The organism is Sphingomonas sp. Leaf25 (assembly GCF_001421635.1).
Lineage (GTDB): Bacteria > Pseudomonadota > Alphaproteobacteria > Sphingomonadales > Sphingomonadaceae > Sphingomonas.
In genome coordinates, this window is sequence record NZ_LMKU01000028.1 from 54,413 (window position 1) to 72,626 (window position 18,214).

Genomic DNA, 18,214 nt, shown 5'->3' on the forward strand with positions numbered 1-18,214 from the left:
ACGGACCATTTGCGCGGGAAGGTTCGGTGGTCCGGTACGGGCGGCCATGGATCGATCGGCCCGCGCCGGACGACGTCCATGATCGCCCTTCGACCCCGCACGATATGTTCGCGATTCGGTGGTCGCGCTCAATCATCCAAAGGATGCAGCCAAGGCAAGTGATTGATCCGAAACGGAGGACCCGAGCAGATGGCTATTGCCCGCTGGCGCTCCAACGTCGTCGCAGCAACCGGCCGATCAGCGCCGGCAACCCCGGCCGCAGGAACAGCCAGTCGCGGATCGCCGGCCCCTGCTGCGCGCCGATGACCCGCTTGTAGCCGCTGTCCCCCGCCCCCCAGTCGACCAGGGTGATGCCGTCGGCCATCCCCTGGACCAGATTGCGGTAATAGAGCAGCCGCCCCGGCGAATGTTTGGCGAAGGCGGGGTCATAGCTGTTGGCGATGGCGTATTTCAGGTGGCCGGCGTTCAGATCGAACGAGAAGGCGGCGGGCACCCCGTCGATGCGCAGCACCGCCGCCCACAACATGCTGGCGATCACCGGATCGGCGGCGGCGGCCCGCCAGAACGCGCCATGCCCTTCACCGGTGAACTTGGCGTCGCTGCCGTCGGTCCGCTCGGCGATCCAGCTCCGCTCCTCGACCGTGGCGAGCGCATCGAACGCGGCTGCGTTCCAGTCGCCGCCGCTGACGAACGACCAGTCGAGCGCGCCATGGCCGGCGAGATGCTTTTCGTGGAAACGGTTCTTCTTCAACGTCGAGCCGCGCGGCCATGCGCCCTCCGCCTGCACGGCGGCGATGTCGAGCAGGAAGCTGTCGGCGACGAAGCGCGGCATCGCCCGCCAGCCCGCACGACCGGCGGCGGCGAGCAAGCCGGTGAGCGCGGGGTCGCCGTCATAGATTGGGCCGAGCCGGAACCCGCGCACTGCCCGTCCGGTGGTGGCGAGCAGCGTGTCGAATTCGGCCGGTGTCGCATCGGCCGCGACCGGCAGGCTGCGGAACGGCCAATAGCATCCCGGCACCTGCCCCAGCCGCAGAATGCCGGGGCCGAGCGGCACCAGCGGCAACGCCGCGACCGGCGCGTCGCCGCGCGCGACCGTCACCGTCCGCGCGACACCGCCATAGGCCGTCAGCGCGGCGGCGAACCACTGGCGGCGCAGGAAACGATGCGACGGTGGCGCCGCCGCCGCGACCAGATCGATCGCGGGCGACAGGCCATCGACGATCCGGGCATCGAGCCGGGCGTCGGGAACGGAAACGGTGGAGCGGGTCATCGCCGGGCAAACTGGCGGGCAGACGTTACGATCCGGTGGAGAAGCCGCCTTGCCCGTATCGGTCGCGGGCGTCATATCGCTGTCGTGGAATTCGAACCCGTCCTTTCGACCGTCGCCAAGACGATCCAGACCGCGATCGCGCCGGTGTTCCTGCTGGCCGGAATCGGCGCGATCCTGAACGTCATGGTCGGGCGGCTGGCGCGGATCGTCGACCGCGCGCGCGATCTGGAAAAGCTGCACCCCAGCTCGATCGGGCCGGAGCATGACCGCCACGTCTTCGAACTGCGCCTGCTCGACCGGCGGATCCGCGTCATCAACAGCGCGGTGTTCCTCGTCGTGCTGTCGGCGGTCGCGAACTGCACCGTCGTGGCGATGCTGTTCACCGCCGAACTGCTCGACCTGCGGCTGGGTAAGGCGGTGGCGATCGCGTTCATCCTGTCGATGCTGCTGCTGATCGGCGGGCTGACATGGTTTCTGGTCGAGGTCCGCATGTCGGTGCGCGCGATCCGGGTACGCGCCGAACTGCTGGAGCGTGAACGGCAATGAGCCCCCGGCGCGAACGCACGCTGTTACAGGCGGTGGTGGCGCTGGCGTGCATCGTGCCGCTGACGACCGGCACGATCGGAATCGTTCGCGGCGCGGGCTGGCTGCAATCCGGCCCGGCGGTCGATCTCGACAGCCATTTTCGCTATCTCTCGGGCATCTTCGTGGTGATGGGGCTGGGGTTCGTCGGCTGCATCCCCGGGATCGAGCGCAAGGGCACGCGGCTGCGGTTGCTGGGCGCGATGGTGGTCGCGGGCGGCATGGCCCGGCTGCTGTCGCTCGCCGAGCTGGGAATGCCCTCGACCGGGCATGTCGCGGGGCTGTGCATCGAACTGATCGGCGTGCCGCTGATCCTTGGCTGGCAGACTCGTGTGGCGCATCGCTGCCGGATGCAGGACGCCGCCCCGGCGCATCGCTGAGCGGTTCGTCCGCCCCGTATTTTTTCGCAGGTCCCCAAAACCTCTCTTGCATTTTCGCGACACGGCGGACGAGCGCGCGTCGCGTCCATACGGCGGTTCGCGACATGCCGGTTCCCGCGTTCCGCAAAAAATTCGCGGCTTGCACATCCCGCGATTTCCTACAATTAGTGGGCCAGACGGCCGACCAGCCGCTACACATAGTATTCTGTCCGATACCGCCGGGACCGACGCCACCGCGCCGCGACCCGTCCGCCGGACCGACCATGGCGCAGCCCCGTATCCGGCGGCGCGCCCGAACCATTGCCGGAGGCGCTGCCCCCGGACGAACACATGAGGAACGGGACAATGACCTTCGCCGACAGTCAGGACGCCCAGACAGCCGAACTCCCCCTCGCCGAAGCGACCCCTGCCCCGGCCCCCGTCGTGCGGACCAGCCACACCGTCGATGCCCAGCTCCACGCGGTCGAGGTCGATCATTCGCGCGACGCGCTGCTGACCGATTTCGGCAAGGATACGCTCAAGGACCGCTATCTGCTGCCGGGCGAATCCTATCAGGACCTGTTCGTCCGCGTCGCCTCGGCCTATGCCGATGACGCCGCGCATGCGCAGCGGCTGTACGACTATATCTCGAAGCTGTGGTTCATGCCGGCGACGCCGGTCCTGTCGAACGGCGGCACCGGGCGCGGCCTGCCTATCTCCTGCTATCTCAACTCGGTGCCCGACAGCCTTGAGGGCATCGTCGAGACGTGGAACGAGAATGTCTGGCTGGCGTCGCGCGGCGGCGGCATCGGCACCTATTGGGGCAATGTGCGCGGCATCGGCGAGCCGGTTGGCCTGAACGGCAAGACCAGCGGCATCATCCCGTTCGTCCGCGTCATGGATTCGCTGACGCTCGCCATCTCGCAAGGGTCGCTGCGGCGCGGGTCGGCGGCGTGCTACCTCGACATCAGCCACCCGGAGATCGAGGAGTTCCTCGAAATCCGCAAGCCCAGCGGCGATTTCAATCGCAAGGCGCTGAACCTGCATCACGGCGTGCTGATCCCCGATGCCTTCATGGAAGCCGTCCGTGACGGTGCCGAATGGCAACTGAAGAGCCCGAAGGACGGGTCGGTCCGTGCCACGGTCGACGCCCGCTCGCTGTTCCAGAAGCTGGTCGAAACCCGCCTCGCCACCGGCGAGCCGTACATCGTGTTCAGCGACCATGTGAACTCGACGATGCCCAAGCATCACCGCGATCTGGGCCTGAAGGTATCGACCTCGAACCTGTGCAGCGAGATCACGCTGCCCACCGGCAAGGACCACCTCGGCAATGATCGCACCGCCGTGTGCTGCCTCTCGTCGCTCAACCTCGAGACGTGGGACGAATGGAACGGCGACAAGCGCTTCATCGAGGACGTGATGCGCTTTCTCGACAATGTGCTGACCGACTATATCGACCGCGCACCCGACGAGATGGCGCGCGCGCNNNGTTCCTGCAGGCGCGCGGCCTGCCGTTCGAAGGGGCGATGGCCAAGGCGTGGAACCTCAAGGTGTTCCGCCACATCAGCGCGCAGGTGAACGAGGCGTCGATGCAGCTCGCCGGCGAGCGCGGGCCCTGCCCCGACGCCGCCGACATGGGCGTGATGGAGCGGTTTTCGTGCAAGATGGCGATCGCCCCGACCGCGTCGATCAGCATCATCTGCGGCGGCACCAGCGCCTGCATCGAACCGATCCCGGCGAACATCTACACCCACAAGACGCTGTCGGGATCGTGGTCGGTCAAGAACCCGTATCTCGAAAAGCTGCTGATCGCGAAGTCGAAGAACAGCGACGCGGTGTGGAACACGATCCTCGAGCGGGGTGGTTCGGTCCAGCACCTCGACTTCCTGTCGACCGAGGAGAAGGACACGTTCAAGACCAGCTTCGAGATCGACCAGCGTTGGCTGCTCGAACTGGCCGGCGATCGCACGCCCTATATCGATCAGGCGCAGTCGCTGAACCTGTTCATCCCGGCCGACGTCGAGAAGTGGGACCTGCTGATGCTCCACTTCCGCGCGTGGGAGCTGGGCATCAAGTCGCTCTACTATCTCCGCTCGAAGTCGGTGCAGCGCGCCGGGTTCGCGGGCGGCGTGGAGGCGGACAATACCTCCGAACTGGCGAAGTTCGATCTGGGCGAGACGACCGATTATGACGAGTGTCTTGCCTGTCAGTGAGCGGGTCGCCTCACCTTGCGCAAGCAAGGTGAGGACAGACCACGGCGGGCAGCGGGGGCGCGAAGCGTCCCCGTCTGACGGCGTGGTCGCACCGGCAGCGCCCACGAAAAAGGGGGCACGCAGCCCCCTTCCCCGTGTCGACGCTGCGTCCGGCTTACGCCGGCGAGCCGTCTTCTTCCGTCTCGAACGTCACCGCGACGTCGGCGTTAGCCGACAGGCGGACGGTGTCACCCTCGACCTCGGCAACGAGGCCGCCGTCGATATAATGGTGGTGCCCTTCGTGGCTGGAGTCCGCGCCTTCGACCTGTGCGCCGCTGTCTTTCTTCGTCAGCTTGATGCGGTCGCCTTCGACGCGGTCGACGGTGCCGACATGGACGCCGTCGGCGCCGATGACTTCGGCGTGCTCGTTGATGTTGCTCAGATCGGCCATGCTATTTCTCCGTTGGGGGCGGCGGTCAAACGCATGTCCCCGCCGTTGGTCGCATGACGCAGAACGTCCTCATCATGCTGGGCGTCGCGCTGCTCGCGTCGGGCCTTGGCGTGTGGCTGCTCGCGCGGCTGCGCGGACGGGCCACGCCGCAGGCGCGCTATGCCCATGCCATGACCGGCATGATGGCGCTGGCGCTCGGGATCATCCTTGCGATCTTCGGGATCGCGCAATGGTCGTGGGGGTCGGCATGATCTCCTTCGCTTTCGTCCTTCCGGCGCAGGCCGGGATGACGCCATATTTCTTCGATAATCCTTTTTCAGTTTCCCCGGAGTAACCCCATGTCGCTCACCGAAGCCCGCAAGCAGTACAAGCCGTTCGAATACCCCTGGGCGTTCGATTTCTGGAAACGCCAGCAGCAGATCCACTGGATGCCCGAAGAGGTGCCGTTGGGCGAGGATTGCCGCGACTGGGCGCAGAAGCTGACCCCGCACGAGCGCAACCTGCTGACGCAGATCTTCCGCTTCTTCACCCAGGCCGACGTCGAGGTGCAGGATTGCTACCACGAGAAATATGGCCGCATCTTCAAGCCGACCGAGGTCAAGATGATGCTCGCCGCCTTCTCCAACATGGAGACGGTGCATATCGCGGCATACAGCCATCTGCTCGACACGATCGGCATGCCCGAGAGCGAATATGGCGCCTTCCTCGAATATAGCGAGATGAAGGACAAGCACGACTATCTCCAGAACTTCGGCGTCGATACCGACGAGGACATCGCCAAGACGCTGGCGATGTTCGGCGGCTTCACCGAGGGGCTGCAACTGTTCGCGTCGTTCGCGATGCTGATGAACTTCCCGCGCTTCAACAAGATGAAGGGCATGGGGCAGATCGTGTCATGGTCGGTCCGTGACGAGAGCCTGCACTGCGAAGGGATCATCAAGCTGTTCCACGCCTTCTGCAAGGAACGCGATTGTATGACGCGCGCCGTGCGCGACGACATCGCCGACATGTGCCAGACGACAGTGCGGCTGGAGGACAATTTCATCGATCTCGCCTTTGAAATGGGGCCGGTCCACGGGATGACCGCCAAGGAGATCAAGAAGTACATCCGCTACATCGCCGACTGGCGGCTGGGGCAATTGGGGATGAAGCCGATCTATCTGATCGAGGAACACCCCCTGCCGTGGCTCGCCCCACTGCTGAACGGCGTCGAGCACGCCAATTTCTTCGAACAGCGCGCGACCGAATATTCGAAGGCGGCGACGCGCGGCAACTGGAACGAGGTGTGGGACGGCTTCGACAAGCGCCAGAAGGCGAAGGCGGTGCCGCCGGCGAACGAGGAAGCCAGCGGCATGGGGGATATGTTCGGCGGGGTTGCAGCAGAATAAGCCGCGCCGGGGCCGCGCCGGGCAAGGGGTAGCGAAAGCTACCCCGAGCCTTCAGGCGCGGCCGGCCGACGGCGCCCAAAGCGCCGACCGACGGCACGGGCTTTGCCCGTGCCAGCCCGCCAATCCCCCCCAAAGTTTACAAAGTTTACACTAACCGCGCGTTCGCGTTCGGATTGCGTAGCATTCGCAAAAGCCTCCTATCGCCATTCGTCGGAAGTGTATCGGCGCACGCCGCTGTAGGACAGCGCGCTACCGCCTCCGCCTGACGGGCGCGCGAAAGTCGGCGGGTTTGTCCCGTACCCATGCCACGAAGCGCGCGACCGCCGGTACGTTGCGCAAGCTGTCGAGATCGGCGAGCGGCTCGGCCAGTTCGGCGTTGGTGGCGCTGGCGTGGATCGTGCGGTGACAGATCGGGTGGAGCGGCACCGTCTCGCGCCCGCCTTCGCTCTTGGGGATACGGTGGTGCCATTCGACCTGCGCGCCGATCGGGCGGGCGCACAGCGCGCAGACCGGCGGCGCGATCGAGCGATCGGCCAGCGCTTCGGCCGCCGCCAGTCCCGCCTTGCGCTTTACCCGTCCGGCCATGTTCATCGTGCCCTAATGCTGCCTGCGACAACATCGGATGCCTGTCGCCGTCGTGCAAGTCTTGCGGCCATGGCCCGGTCGATCGGACAATATCGAGGGGGCGTCGGGCAGATGAACGACAGATGAAGGAACCGTCCGCAGCGTACAATGGTTGTCGCTCGGCAAGTTCAGTATCAGGGAGACGACCCATGAACCGCACGACATTGCTTCTGGCCGCAACCGCCGCCGCGCTGACCGCCACTCCGTCGCTGGCGCGCGATCGCTCGGTGCCGGTCTATTCGGACTACAACCCCTATTACCTCGACTACAAGACCGACATTTCCGAGGCGAAGCGCGAGCTGCGCAAGGATCTGGCGCGCGCTAGGGATGCTTCGTCGCGCGAGGATGCGTGGCATGAATATCGTCGCGAGGTGGCCGATGCCGAACATGATTTCCGCAAGGAGATGGCGGAGCGCGGCATGGTCGTCCGACGCGGCCGGGTGACGGTCGAGGAATAAGCTTCCCTGTTGTCCTACGGGGAACAGCCGCCGGGTTCGCGCCCGGCGGCTTTTTGTCGTTCCACGCCGGATTAACATCCAGCCAGACAGCGGCTCGCGACATCTCCCCTCCCTGAAAGGGAGGGGCCGGGGGTGGGTCGGCTGATACGGAAACACAAGCGCGCCACAACCGGCCTACCCACCCCCGAACCCCTCCCTTGTCAGGGAGGGGAGCAGGTCGCTTCCGAACCGACAGACGACAAAAAACCCCGGACGTTCCCGTCCGGGGTCTTTCGATACGCAATCACCGGGGCGGGTCCCGATACGCCGGACCCGCCCAATACAAGCCGTCTTTAGAAGTGGGTCGTCAGACCCAGCATCGGACGGAAGCTGTGCGCCGAGCCGAAGGTCGACACTTCACCGCGCAGGCGGACGCCCGAGTTGCCGGTGATGCCGCCAAGGCCGATGTCCTTCGGGCCGACTTCGAAACCGGCGCCATAGGTCATTTCGTGATAGTCGCGGCTGTCGTTGCCGAACGCTGCGAAATTGACCCAGCGATAGCCGACCTTGCCGTAGATCAGGCCCGAGTCACCGGCGCGAACGCCGAAACGACCGGCTGCGCCGTAATCCCAATCGATGTCGCCCGAGATACCCTTCGACGCGCTGCCTTCGGCACCGACGAACACCGGGCCGAGCGGCACGTTGAAGCCGAGGATGCCTTCGACGAGGCTGCCGTTCAGCTTGTTGTCGCGCGGGACGAGCGGGATGCCGGCCTTGGTCCGTTCGGAATCGAACTGTTCCCAGCCGCCGAGGATCGCGACATAGGGTTCAAAGCCGATGCCGCTGGTGCCATCGGGAGCCTCGACCGCCGGGGCGGGCTCGGTGGTGGTGGCGGCGGGATCCTGCGCATAGGTGGCATCCTGCGCGAAAGCCGGCGCGGCGACGAACGCAGCGGCTGCGGCGGCAACAGTGATAAGCGTACGCATACATGACCTCACTTGAGAACTAACGGTTCCGGCATCGAAGGCGCGCCGGTTGTCCCGTGGCCCCTCTGAACCCCGCACTCCGGTGGTTGTTGCATCGCGAAGTACGATTGGGCACGGAACCGTATATCTGTTGCACAACTGCAACGGTATCTGTCGCTTCCATGAACGAACCAAGGCGCGAATGCCCGATTTCCGGTGAATTTGCGGCAGGGCTGGTTCGACGATGCGGCAGGCAGGGGCAGGGAAACCTATGCTGCGCTGCGGGTTGAAGCCGTGGTGGGCCGCCGCCATGCGGCCTTTTGGGGGAGAGCGAACGATATGCCCGAACGGATCGTGATCGTGGGTGCCGGCTTCGGCGGGATCGCCGCCGCGCAGGCGCTGCGCCATGCCGATGCGCAGGTGACGCTGATCGACCGGACCAACCATCACCTGTTCCAGCCGCTGCTATATCAGGTGGCCGGCGCGGCGCTCTCCCCCGCCGACATCGCCACCGCCAATCGCGCGCTGCTCCGCCGCAACCGCAATACCCGCGTGCTGATGGCCGAGGTCGCCGGGGTCGATGCCGCCGCGAAGCAAGTGCGGTTGAACGACGGACGGCGCTTGCCGTTCGACCGGTTGATCCTCGCCACTGGGGCGGCGTACAGCTTCTTCGGGCATGATGACTGGGCGGAACATGCCTTCGTGCTCAAATCGATCGACGATGCGCTGGCGATCCGCGCGGCGGTGCTCGGTGCGTTCGAGCGGGCCGAACAATGCGACGATCCGGCGGAGTTGCGCCGGTTGTTGACCTTCGCCGTCGTCGGCGGCGGGCCGACCGGGGTGGAACTGGCCGGAACCATCGCCGAACTGGCGCGCACGACGCTGGCGCGCGATTTCGCCCATGTCGATCCGCGCGGGGCGCGGGTGGTGCTGTGCGAGATGGGGGATCGCATCCTTGCCGGCTTCGATCCCGCGCTGTCGGCATCGGCGAGGCGCGCGCTGGAGTCACTGGGCGTCGAGGTGCGGACCGGTGCGGCGGTGGAAACGATCGACGACGGCGGGCTGACCGTCGGCGGCGAGCGGATCGATGCGGCGGCGGTGCTGTGGGCGGCGGGCACGGCGGCGCGACCGGTGGCCAGGTGGCTGGGCACCGACGCCGCGCGCAATGGCGCAGTGAAGGTGCGGCCCGATTGCTCGGTGCCGGGACACCCCGACATCTTCGCGATCGGCGACGTCGCCAGCTTCGAAGGTGACAAAGGCCCCCTCCCCGGCCTTGCCCCGGTCGCCAAGCAGCAGGGGAAGTATGTCGGCCGGCTGATCGCGGGGCGGATCGCCGGCACGCCCGATCCGGGGCCGTTCCGCTACCGCGATTATGGTTCGATGGCGGTGATCGGCCGGTCGCGCGCGGTGGCGGAGATCGGGGGCATGAAGCTCAAGGGGTTCGTCGCGTGGCTGGCATGGTCGCTCGTCCACCTGATGCTGCTGGTCGATTTCCGCAGCCGCGTGGCGGTGTATGTCAACTGGTCGTGGTCGTGGTTCACCTATGGCCGGGGCGCGCGGTTGCTGACCGGCTATGCGCCCGATCCGGGGGAAAGGCCGAAGCCGCCGGTGCTGGAGGGATGATGCTCCCCGCCCTGGCAGGGAGGGGTTGGGGGTGGGTCGGGTTGCGTGGGAACGGCGGTGCTTGACCGAAGCCTTCNCTCCCTTGTCAGGGAGGGGAGAAGTCCCAAACGCAAACGGCCCGCCCGCATCGCTGCGGACGGGCCGTGTGTCGTTGGTCAACGCGAGATCAGCCGACGCGCGATCCGGCCATCGGGAAGCTGCCGAACGCACCCGCGCCGACCGTGCCCGAAATCGTGTCGCCCTCGACGGTCGCTTCGCAGTCGAGCGTCATCGGCATCGGCACGACGATCGCAACCTTCCACGACAGCTTGTCGCCCTCGACCTTGCCGTCGGTGATCCCGGTCGATCCCATCGCGCCCGAATAGCTGCCGGTGAAGGTCGCGCCGTCGCTCTTGACGGTCAGCGTCGCCTTTTGATCGCCCATCGGCGATTTGGTGACGGTATCCCAGCTTCCATCCACATTGGCCATCGTCGCTCTCCTTACTTGCTGCCGCCGGTAGCGGACGTCGCAGCCGCTGGCTGCACGACTTCCACCGGCAGGCCCAGCGCGTCAAGCTGCGGCCGGACCGTCGCGGCGTTGCCGACCACGACATAGACGAAGCGATTGGGGTCGATCGACGCGCGTGCCGCAGCGTCAAGCGCCTGCGGGGTCAGCGCGCGATATTTTTGCGGCAGCGTCGCCTGATAGTTATCCGGGCGGCCGAGGAAGTCGTTGCTGCGCATCGCGCCCAGCACCGCGCCCGACGTTTCATAGGTGCCGGCGAGCTGCCGCGTCTCACCATCGATCGAGCGGCGGAATTCGAGCGGCGTGACGCCGTTCTGCCCCAGGAACCCGCTGATCTGTTCGCGCAGCGAGGCGATCGCCGGGCCGGTCTTGTCGGCCTGCACCGGCGCGTTGATGACATAGGGCACCGCGTTCTGCATCAACTGATAGCCGCCGCGCGCGCCGTAGGACCAGTGCTTGGCTTCGCGCAGGTCCATGTTGATCCGGCTGAGGAAGCCCGATCCCAGCACCGTGTTGGCAGTGGTGGCCGCCAGCGTATCGGTGCGGGCGTTGAGCGGCGTCATCTCGGCGGCGACGATCAGCGACTGCGGCGAATCGGGCCGGTCGACCAGCACGATCTTGGGGCTGATCGCCGCGCGCTGCGCCGGGAAGGTCTTGGTGCCCGCCGTGCCGGTAGCACGCCAGTCGCCCAGGCCCGCGTTCAGCGCCGCCTGCACCTCGGCCAGCGGCCGGTCGGACACGACGAACACCTTCGCCTTGTCCGGGCGCAGCCATGCCGCGCGCCACGCCAGCAGGTCCTCGCGCTTGAGCGAGGAGACGGCGGCGGGATCGCCCACGCCGGCTGCCAGCTTGGCATAGGGCGAATCCGCGCCGTAGAGCAGCGGCGGCAGCGTCATGTCGGCCAGCCCCTGCGGGCTGGTGCGCTGCTGGCCGATCTGCGCCAGCGTCTGGCCGCGCACCCGCTCGATCTCCGCCGGGTCGAACGCCGGGTTCTTGAGGATGTCGGCGAACAGCATCGTTGCGCTGGTCAGGTTGGCGCTTGGCACGTCGAAGCCGAACGTCGTCTGATCGGCCGAGTTGCCGCCGCCGACCGACATGCCCAGCCGCTCCTTGGCCTCGGCCAGCGCGATCGAGTTGCGGGTGGTGGTGCCCTCGTCCAGCGTCGCGAGCGTCATGCCGGCAGTGCCGAGCTTGCCCGCCACGTCGGCGGCGATGCCGGCGTCGAACGCCATCGACACCTGGGTGATCGGCACGGCGGTGCGCTGGGCATAGACCAGCTCCATGCCGTTCGACAGGCGGCTGCGCGTGACCTTGGGGAATTGCAGCGCGCCGCCGATGTCGGCGACGCCCGGCATGCTCCCGCGCGTGCCCTTGGCCGGACCTTCGGCGGTGGCCGGCGTCGGCGCGCTCGTGTCGGCGACCTTGGGGGCCGCCTTGGCTTCCTCATAGCCTTCGCGCGCGCCGGGGACGACGACCAGCGTATAGGCCGGGCGCGACATCCACTTTTGCGCGGCGGCCTTGGCGCGCGCCGGCGTCATCGTCGCCAGCTCGTTCAGCTCCTTCTTATAGAAGCCGGGATCGTTCGAGTAGAGTTCGCCCTGCGCCAGCGCGACCGCCTTGCCGCCGAAGCCGCCGACCGATTCCAGCCCGCCGATCGTCTGCGACACGTTGGTGGTGGCGACGCGCGCCACTTCGTCGGCGGTGGGGCCGGTGCGCAGATAGTCGGCGATCATCTGGTCGAGCCGTGCCTCGACCTGCTTGGCATCGACGCCGGGGCGCACGACCGCGCGGACGATCAGCATGCCGGCCTGCGACAGCGACTGCACGCCCGCCGACACCTGCACCGCCAGCTTCTCGCGCTTCACCAGTTCATTGTCGAGCCGCGACGAGGCCAGCCCGCCGAACGCGCTCATCGCCACGTCGAGCGCCGGCGAATCGGGATCGTTCAGACCCGGCACCGGCCAGACCTTCATAATCATCGTCGCGGCGACACGGTCCTTCATCTCCTCGCGCACCGGCGCGGCCAGCGTCGGCACGGTGATCGTCGGCAGGACCGATTCCGGCCCCTTGGGGATCGCGCCGAAATATTTCTCGACCAGCGGGCGCGCTTCCTTGGCGTCAATGTCGCCGGCGAGCACCAGCACCGCGTTGTTCGGGCCGTAATGGCCGCGGAACCACGACTTCACATCCTCAAGGCTGGCGGCGTCGAGATCGGCCATCGAACCGATGACCGAGTGGCGGTACGGGTGGCCCTGCGGAAAGATGCCCTCGGTCATCTTGTAGCGCACGAGGCCATAGGGCTGGTTGTCGCCCTGCCGCTTCTCGTTCTGCACCACGCCGCGCTGTTCATCCAGCACGCCCTGCGTCACCGCGCCGAGCAGATAGCCCATGCGATCGGATTCGAGGAACAGCGCGCGGTCGAGCGCGGGCTTGGGCACCGTCTCGAAATAATTGGTGCGGTCGTAGCTGGTCGTGCCGTTCAGGTCGGTCGCGCCGATCGAGCGCAGCGGATCGAAGAAATCGCCCGGCGCATTTTCCGAGCCATTGAACATAAGATGCTCGAACAAATGGGCAAAACCGGTCTTGCCGGTCGGCTCATGCTTCGACCCGACATCGTACCACACCGACACCGCGACGATCGGCGCCTTGCGATCGGTATGGGTGATGACGGTCAGGCCGTTGGGCAGGGTGAATTTTTCGTACGGAATGTTGACCGGGGCGACGAGCGCCGAGAGCGGCGCGGCCTTCACCGGCGGGGCGGACGGCGCGGTCTGCGCCAGTGCGGGAGCACCGGCGAGCGCGGTGGAAGCGAGCAGGACGGACGCCATGGTACGAAACATTCGAAACCCCCAAACGTTATCGATAAACGGAATATGCGGGGTGTATGGACAGTCATGCCCCTGTGCAAGCGTCGTTTTTACCCGGCGAGTTGACCGGCGGCGGACGTCCGACGTTCGTCGTCATCCCGGGACATGCCGCAATCGGTGAAGACGCACCACTTTGGACCGGAGGTGAAGCAGGTCTTTTCGATCGATCGCGGCCTTGGCCGGCATCATGACCGGGAACGGGCAACACTTCGCAACAATGCCGGCAGTTCCCCGCTAATGCTACACTTGCCTTGCCGGTTGCGCACCGCCGTCTTGCATGACTGTAACATATGATTTCCCGTCCGGTGAACGGAGCGGAAGCTGCGGTGGTGCGTATTCCATTCCTGAAAGTCGCGGTTATGTTGCGATGCGTCATGGATATACCCTACCAAACGCTTCGTTCCTACCTGCCCTCGACCGACCGGTTCGATCGCCTGATGGAGATCGGCTGGGAGGAAACCGGGGGCCTGTTCCTCGCTTTCGGCGCGATCGCGTTCATGACCCTGGTCGGAGCGATCCGGTCGCGCTGAATGCTGGGATGATCGCGGCATCGGCGGCGTGGCGGCAAGTTTGCCGCGACGCGGCGGATCGGTGTCGGACTGGCAATTTCAAGAGGATGAACGATGCGAGCAATCGTTGCGACGATGGCCTTTTCCCTGCTGGCGGCCTGCGGCGGCGCGAATTCGCGCGACGTGACCGAGGTTGCGGCGACGGGCGACAATGGCGTCAGCCTGCGCAATCTGGTCGATACGCCGATCGCGGGCGACGGGGCCGAGCGGTACAAGCTGGAGGGTGTCGCGATCCCGACACCGTCGGACCCGCGCTCGCGCTATGAACTGCTGCGCCAGCGGCGGACGGCGGCGGGGACGACGATCGCGATCCTGCGCCAGCAGCGCGGGACCAAGGTCGCTTATGCCCGTACCGAACTCGATTGCGAACAGGGGCTGTTCCACATCGTCGGCGTGGCGGACACGCGGGCGCATGTCGAAACCTACACCGCGCACGACGGCCCGCTGCGGCCGACCGAGGGCATGCCGCTGCGGCAGGAACTGTCACGCTTCATCTGTGAGCGGGCGAACGCCTGACGTTCGGTTTGAAAACGCGCCGATGCGCGTTTTGCGGTGCCGGCCCTCTCTCCCTCCCGGCCACCCATTCAAGATACGCTGTGGGTGGACGGGAGGGGGAGCGGGCCGGCACCGCGCAGGAAACTCGCTCTTCCGCGAGTTTACAAAAGGCTTCCTACTCGTTCGCGGGCGGCGCGCCCGGCGTCGCGATGACCGCCTCGATCGCCGGTTCGTCGGCGATGGGGGCGGGCGAGCCGCTGCGCCGCCGTTCGAAGCTGGTCAGCAGGAAGAACAGCAGGTTGCTGCCCTGCGTCAGCGCGCCGCCCGCCAGCAGCAATCCGGCCATCGCCGCGCGCGGGCCATCGACGATATGGCTCATCTCCAGCGCGGCGGACAGGAACAGCAGGTCGCGGTTGGGCACCACCGGCAGGCGGCTGATGACCATCTGCACCGTGAGGAACGTCACCCACACGCTCCACGGTTCGGTGGGCAGCACGACCGCCCATTGCGTCGCCTGCAACAGCACGACGACCGCGATCCGCGCGACATGAATGGCGAACACCGTGCCCGCCGTCGCCCAGGGCACCGACAATATCTGCCGCCGCAACCGCAGCAGCAGCGGCGTCAGGAAACCCGCGACCAGCAGCGCGGCAAGCACCATGCCGCCCGCCGAATGGAGCCAGTCGGCGATCCACTTTGCCCGGCCGGTCGCCATGAAGATCAGCAGCAGGACCGAGGTGATCCCGGCCGAGGCGAGCGCCGAGAGGATCGCATTGTCCTTGATCGCCAGCAGCAACGTCTTCGACGCGATCCCCAGCCGCTGGCGCACCCAGACGAACAGATACAGCTCGCCCGAATAGCCGACGAACGCCGAATTGAAGACGCGCTTGCGCACGAACACCGGCAGTGCGCCGGGCAATTTCCGGCCGAGCAGCAGGCGGAAGATCAGCACCTCGGACAGCGGCAACGCCATGAACATCACGACGAACAACAGGTAGAACCACGGCGTGCGCGGCAGCGCGGCGGCGACGTTGCTCCACCCGATCGCGCGGACCTTCAGCACCAGCCACGCCAGCACGCCGACAAAGAACAACGCGCGGCAGACGCGGCCGAGTATCTTTGCCGCAGGGGTTTCGGACCACGTCTGAACGCGCGCGAACCGGTCGGCGAGAGTCACGCGAACACCCCGGCGGCGCGGCTATCGGCGACGAACGCCGTGAACGCGGCACGGGTGGCGGCATCGAGCCGGAAGCGCGAATGCCGCCACATTCCGCCGGGCAGCAGGCGACGCAGCGCATATTCGATCGCGGCGGCGGGCGTATTGCGAACCCGCCGCTCGAAATGATCGCGCTCCCACGTATTCGATCCGTGGAACGCGCGGACGAACAGGCCGGGCGAGTCGAGCACGCCAATCGCCTCGCGCGACCAGTGGTGCAGAAAATCGGTATCCTCGCCGCGCCGCTTCTCGGGGTAGCGCGCGGCCGGATCGGCGCGGTGGACGATGCTGCCCGGCACGCCCGGCTCCAGCGTGCCGACATAGGGGTGATCGAACCATCCGGGCGCGTCGAGGTGCATCAATGTGCCGCGCAGCACGCACGCCCCCTTGCCCCCAGTGAGTACCGCCGCCTGCCGGGCAAGGCGTTCGGGATGATACCAGTCGTCGTCGTCCCACTGGGCGACGATCGCGCCGGTCGCGCGGTCGAGCGAGCGGTTGCGCAAGCGTCCCAATGTGTTGTCGGGCGTCTTGGCCACCCGGTCGTAGATCAGCCGATCGGCGGGAATCGCGGCGAACAGCGGGGTATAGTCCTGCGTACCGTCATCGACGACGACCAGTTCGCGGTTGCGCCATGTCTGCCTCAGGAAACAATCGACCGCCCGGCGCGCCAGCGCGGCCCGGTTCGCCGTCACCATCACGCAACTGATGCGCGCGCCATCGTCCGACCAGTTCATCGATCGCGCCTTAGGACGCGGCCGGCGAAACGGCAATGGCTGGCGCCCCGCGGCCCACGCTGGTAGCCGGGGCGGCTGATGCGTATCGTGTTCGTCCTGACCTATCCGACCCATCACGGCATCGCCGATCCGGGCGAATGGCTGCGCTGGGACAATCGCGACCGGCGGATGCCGGGCATCCTTGCCGAGCATGGGGTCGATGTCGAATTGTGGGGGCTGGCGCGCGAGCCGCTCGACACGTTGTCGGCGTTGCCGGGGGTCGCGCCCTATCCGATCCGGCTGTTCGCGCCGTCGAACCCGCAAGCCAAGACCCGCGACCAGTGGAGCGACACGATGATCGCGGCGGCGAAGGCCGATCCGGCGGACCTGTTCGTGCTGATCGGCAGCAATGGCGGCGCGGGGTTCGACCTGTTCGACCGGGTGCTGCGGCCCGGGCGGCGGCGGTTCGCGCTCGTCATCGGCGGCGATTACTGGAGCCGGATCGTGCCGCACGCCGATCTGCTGTTCCCGGAGTCGGCGGTGCAGGAGACGTTGCTGACCACGCCGGGCTGGCGGTTCTGGCGGCGGGCGATTCCAGCCGCGCGAATGCAGCGGCTGCCCAAGACGATCGATACCGCCCGCTTCGCGCCGGTGGCGGCGGAGAAACGCTACGATGTGATCGCGACCAGCCGCCTCACCCGCTACAAGAAGTTCGACGAGATCGCCGCGCTGGGTCGGCAGCACCGGGTGGCGGTGATCGGCGACGGGCCGCAGGCGAGCAAGCTCAAGGCGCGTTTTCCGTGGGTCGACTGGCTGGGGCATGTGCCGAACGCACAGGTGCCGGCGATGCTGGCGCAGGCGCGGCTGTTCTTCCACGCCGGGCGGCGCGACTATTTCCCGCGCGCGATCCCCGAGGCGATGGCGTGCGGCCTGCCCGTCGCGGCGTTCGACGACCGGATCGGGCCGGACGTGATCCCGCCCGCCTGTGGCCTGCTGGTGCGCGATGCCGATTATGCGGCGAAGGTCGCGGCGCTGCTCGCCGATCCGGGTGCGCTGGCGGCGATGGGCGCGGCGGCGCGGGCGCATGTGGTGGCGACGCACGGGGCACGGTCGTCGGAGGCCGCCTGCGCGCGGTTGATGGAGCTTTGCCGATGATGCGCTGGACCTTCGTCATCGCCTATTACAACGAGGCCGACTATCTGCCCGCGACGCTGGCGTCGCTCGCGGCGCAGGGGGTGCCGTTCCGGCTGGTGCTGGTTGACAATGCCTCGACCGATGGCTCGGACGCGATCGCGCGGAGCTTCGCGGCACCGGGGGTCGAGGTGGTGAATCTCCACGAAGCGCGGCCGGGCAAGATCCATGCGCTGGAGGCGGCGATGGCGCATCTGACCACCGAGTTCAGCGCGTTCGGCGATGCCGACACCTTCTATCCGCCGCACTATCTGGCCGAGGCGGAGCGCGCGTTCGATGCCGATCCGGCGGTGGTGGCGGTGATGGCGCTGGGGGTCGATGCGTCGGGGCAGCCGCTGCGCCGCGCGCTCTATTCGGGGGTCGTGACGCGGGTGCTGGCGAAGCAGACGCATACCGGCGGCTATGGGCAGGCGTTCCGCACGGCGGCGCTGGTGCAGGCGGGCGGCTTTTCGGAGAAACACTGGCCCTACGTCCTGCTCGACCACGAGATCATGCAGCGCGTCGCGAAGCTCGGCCGCGTCGTTTATCCCTATCGCTTCTGGGCGAAACCGTCGCCGAGGCGGGCCGACCGGCGGCGGGTGCGCTGGACGCTGGCCGAGCGGGTGCTGTATCATCTGACGCCGTTCGCGGCGAAGGACTGGTATTTCTACCGGTTCCTCGGACCACGGTTGCAGGCGCGCGGGATCACGCACCTGAATTTGCGCGACAAGCCGTGGGAGGCGAAAGCCGGCACCTGAACGATGTGGAGATGACCGGCGATGCAACGA

Annotated in this window: 18 protein-coding genes and 2 pseudogenes; 12 read left to right on the forward strand and 8 right to left on the reverse strand. The window is 67.0% G+C overall.

Features of this window, described 5'->3' with window-relative positions; genetic code table 11:
- Positions 1 to 193: 193 nt before the first annotated feature.
- On the reverse strand, positions 194 to 1,270 hold the full coding sequence (locus ASE78_RS10930) for a GNAT family N-acetyltransferase (protein ID WP_056496963.1): 1,077 nt from the start codon (positions 1,268 to 1,270) through the stop codon (positions 194 to 196).
- An 84-nt stretch (positions 1,271 to 1,354) separates the two neighbouring features.
- Between ASE78_RS10930 and ASE78_RS10935 the strand changes: the two genes are divergently transcribed.
- The 4 genes and pseudogenes from ASE78_RS10935 to ASE78_RS19565 form a co-directional block, all read left to right on the forward strand.
- Positions 1,355 to 1,816, forward strand: a complete 462-nt coding sequence (locus ASE78_RS10935; protein ID WP_055755556.1) for a DUF2721 domain-containing protein — start codon at positions 1,355 to 1,357, stop codon at positions 1,814 to 1,816.
- Positions 1,813 to 2,232, forward strand: coding sequence for a DUF4345 domain-containing protein (locus tag ASE78_RS10940; RefSeq protein WP_056496965.1), 420 nt, complete (start codon positions 1,813 to 1,815; stop codon positions 2,230 to 2,232). The genes ASE78_RS10935 and ASE78_RS10940 overlap by 4 nt, the downstream gene beginning before the upstream one ends.
- Before the next feature lie 456 nt (positions 2,233 to 2,688).
- Positions 2,689 to 3,697, forward strand: a pseudogene (locus tag ASE78_RS19560) (ribonucleotide reductase N-terminal alpha domain-containing protein); the annotation flags it as partial.
- Between the two features lie 3 nt (positions 3,698 to 3,700).
- A pseudogene (locus ASE78_RS19565) lies at positions 3,701 to 4,424 on the forward strand (ribonucleotide-diphosphate reductase subunit alpha); the annotation flags it as partial.
- Positions 4,425 to 4,578: 154 nt separating this feature from the next.
- On the opposite strand, the gene ASE78_RS10950 reads toward ASE78_RS19565, so the two are convergent.
- On the reverse strand, positions 4,579 to 4,854 hold the full coding sequence (locus ASE78_RS10950; protein WP_056496970.1) for a DUF2171 domain-containing protein: 276 nt from the start codon (positions 4,852 to 4,854) through the stop codon (positions 4,579 to 4,581).
- 53 nt (positions 4,855 to 4,907) lie between these two features.
- On the opposite strand from ASE78_RS10950, the gene ASE78_RS10955 reads away from it, so the two are divergent.
- Both ASE78_RS10955 and ASE78_RS10960 read left to right on the forward strand, forming a co-directional pair.
- Positions 4,908 to 5,105, forward strand: a complete 198-nt coding sequence (locus tag ASE78_RS10955; protein ID WP_056496973.1) for a hypothetical protein — start codon at positions 4,908 to 4,910, stop codon at positions 5,103 to 5,105.
- 87 nt (positions 5,106 to 5,192) lie between these two features.
- Complete coding sequence (locus tag ASE78_RS10960) at positions 5,193 to 6,242, forward strand: ribonucleotide-diphosphate reductase subunit beta (RefSeq protein ID WP_056496976.1); 1,050 nt, start codon at positions 5,193 to 5,195, stop codon at positions 6,240 to 6,242.
- 249 nt (positions 6,243 to 6,491) lie between these two features.
- Here ASE78_RS10960 and ASE78_RS10965 read toward each other — a convergent pair whose 3' ends face one another.
- Positions 6,492 to 6,827 (reverse strand): HNH endonuclease, encoded by a 336-nt coding sequence (locus tag ASE78_RS10965; RefSeq protein WP_235515023.1) that lies wholly within the window; start codon positions 6,825 to 6,827, stop codon positions 6,492 to 6,494.
- A 188-nt stretch (positions 6,828 to 7,015) separates the two neighbouring features.
- On the opposite strand from ASE78_RS10965, the gene ASE78_RS10970 reads away from it, so the two are divergent.
- Positions 7,016 to 7,324, forward strand: a complete 309-nt coding sequence (locus tag ASE78_RS10970) for a hypothetical protein (protein WP_055755549.1) — start codon at positions 7,016 to 7,018, stop codon at positions 7,322 to 7,324.
- A 332-nt stretch (positions 7,325 to 7,656) separates the two neighbouring features.
- Here the strand turns inward: ASE78_RS10970 and ASE78_RS10975 are convergent, their stop codons facing one another.
- Positions 7,657 to 8,289: a hypothetical protein gene (locus tag ASE78_RS10975; RefSeq protein WP_056496978.1), complete on the reverse strand. Its 633-nt coding sequence runs from the start codon at positions 8,287 to 8,289 to the stop codon at positions 7,657 to 7,659.
- Positions 8,290 to 8,607: 318 nt separating this feature from the next.
- On the opposite strand from ASE78_RS10975, the gene ASE78_RS10980 reads away from it, so the two are divergent.
- A complete protein-coding gene (locus ASE78_RS10980; RefSeq protein WP_056496982.1) occupies positions 8,608 to 9,891 on the forward strand; it encodes an NAD(P)/FAD-dependent oxidoreductase in 1,284 nt (427 codons plus the stop codon).
- Positions 9,892 to 10,057: 166 nt separating this feature from the next.
- Here ASE78_RS10980 and ASE78_RS10985 read toward each other — a convergent pair whose 3' ends face one another.
- Both ASE78_RS10985 and ASE78_RS10990 read right to left on the reverse strand, forming a co-directional pair.
- A complete protein-coding gene (locus ASE78_RS10985; RefSeq protein ID WP_055755545.1) occupies positions 10,058 to 10,360 on the reverse strand; it encodes a hypothetical protein in 303 nt (100 codons plus the stop codon).
- Between the two features lie 11 nt (positions 10,361 to 10,371).
- Entirely contained in the window at positions 10,372 to 13,224 is a 2,853-nt protein-coding gene (locus ASE78_RS10990) for a M16 family metallopeptidase (protein WP_056496985.1), read from the reverse strand.
- Between the two features lie 329 nt (positions 13,225 to 13,553).
- Here ASE78_RS10990 and ASE78_RS18735 point away from each other — a divergent pair, with 329 nt between their 5' ends.
- Positions 13,554 to 13,793: a hypothetical protein gene (locus tag ASE78_RS18735; protein WP_156349015.1), complete on the forward strand. Its 240-nt coding sequence runs from the start codon at positions 13,554 to 13,556 to the stop codon at positions 13,791 to 13,793.
- Positions 13,794 to 13,886: 93 nt separating this feature from the next.
- Positions 13,887 to 14,348 (forward strand): hypothetical protein, encoded by a 462-nt coding sequence (locus tag ASE78_RS10995; RefSeq protein WP_156351469.1) that lies wholly within the window; start codon positions 13,887 to 13,889, stop codon positions 14,346 to 14,348.
- A gap of 154 nt (positions 14,349 to 14,502) precedes the next feature.
- On the opposite strand, the gene ASE78_RS11000 is transcribed toward ASE78_RS10995, so the two are convergent.
- Positions 14,503 to 15,504, reverse strand: a complete 1,002-nt coding sequence (locus ASE78_RS11000; protein WP_056496992.1) for a hypothetical protein — start codon at positions 15,502 to 15,504, stop codon at positions 14,503 to 14,505.
- Complete coding sequence (locus ASE78_RS11005) at positions 15,501 to 16,277, reverse strand: glycosyltransferase family 2 protein (RefSeq protein WP_056496996.1); 777 nt, start codon at positions 16,275 to 16,277, stop codon at positions 15,501 to 15,503. The genes ASE78_RS11000 and ASE78_RS11005 overlap by 4 nt, the downstream gene beginning before the upstream one ends.
- 78 nt (positions 16,278 to 16,355) lie before the next feature.
- On the opposite strand from ASE78_RS11005, the gene ASE78_RS11010 reads away from it, so the two are divergent.
- Together ASE78_RS11010 and ASE78_RS11015 are read left to right on the forward strand one after the other, a co-directional pair.
- The gene (locus ASE78_RS11010) at positions 16,356 to 17,411 is read left to right on the forward strand and encodes a glycosyltransferase (RefSeq protein ID WP_056497000.1); all 1,056 of its coding nucleotides are present in this window, start codon (positions 16,356 to 16,358) and stop codon (positions 17,409 to 17,411) included.
- Positions 17,408 to 18,184 carry a glycosyltransferase family 2 protein gene (locus ASE78_RS11015; RefSeq protein WP_082467160.1) on the forward strand — a complete coding sequence of 259 codons (777 nt, stop codon included), beginning with the start codon at positions 17,408 to 17,410 and terminating at the stop codon, positions 18,182 to 18,184. The genes ASE78_RS11010 and ASE78_RS11015 overlap by 4 nt, the downstream gene beginning before the upstream one ends.
- The last annotated feature ends 30 nt before the right edge of the window (positions 18,185 to 18,214 follow it).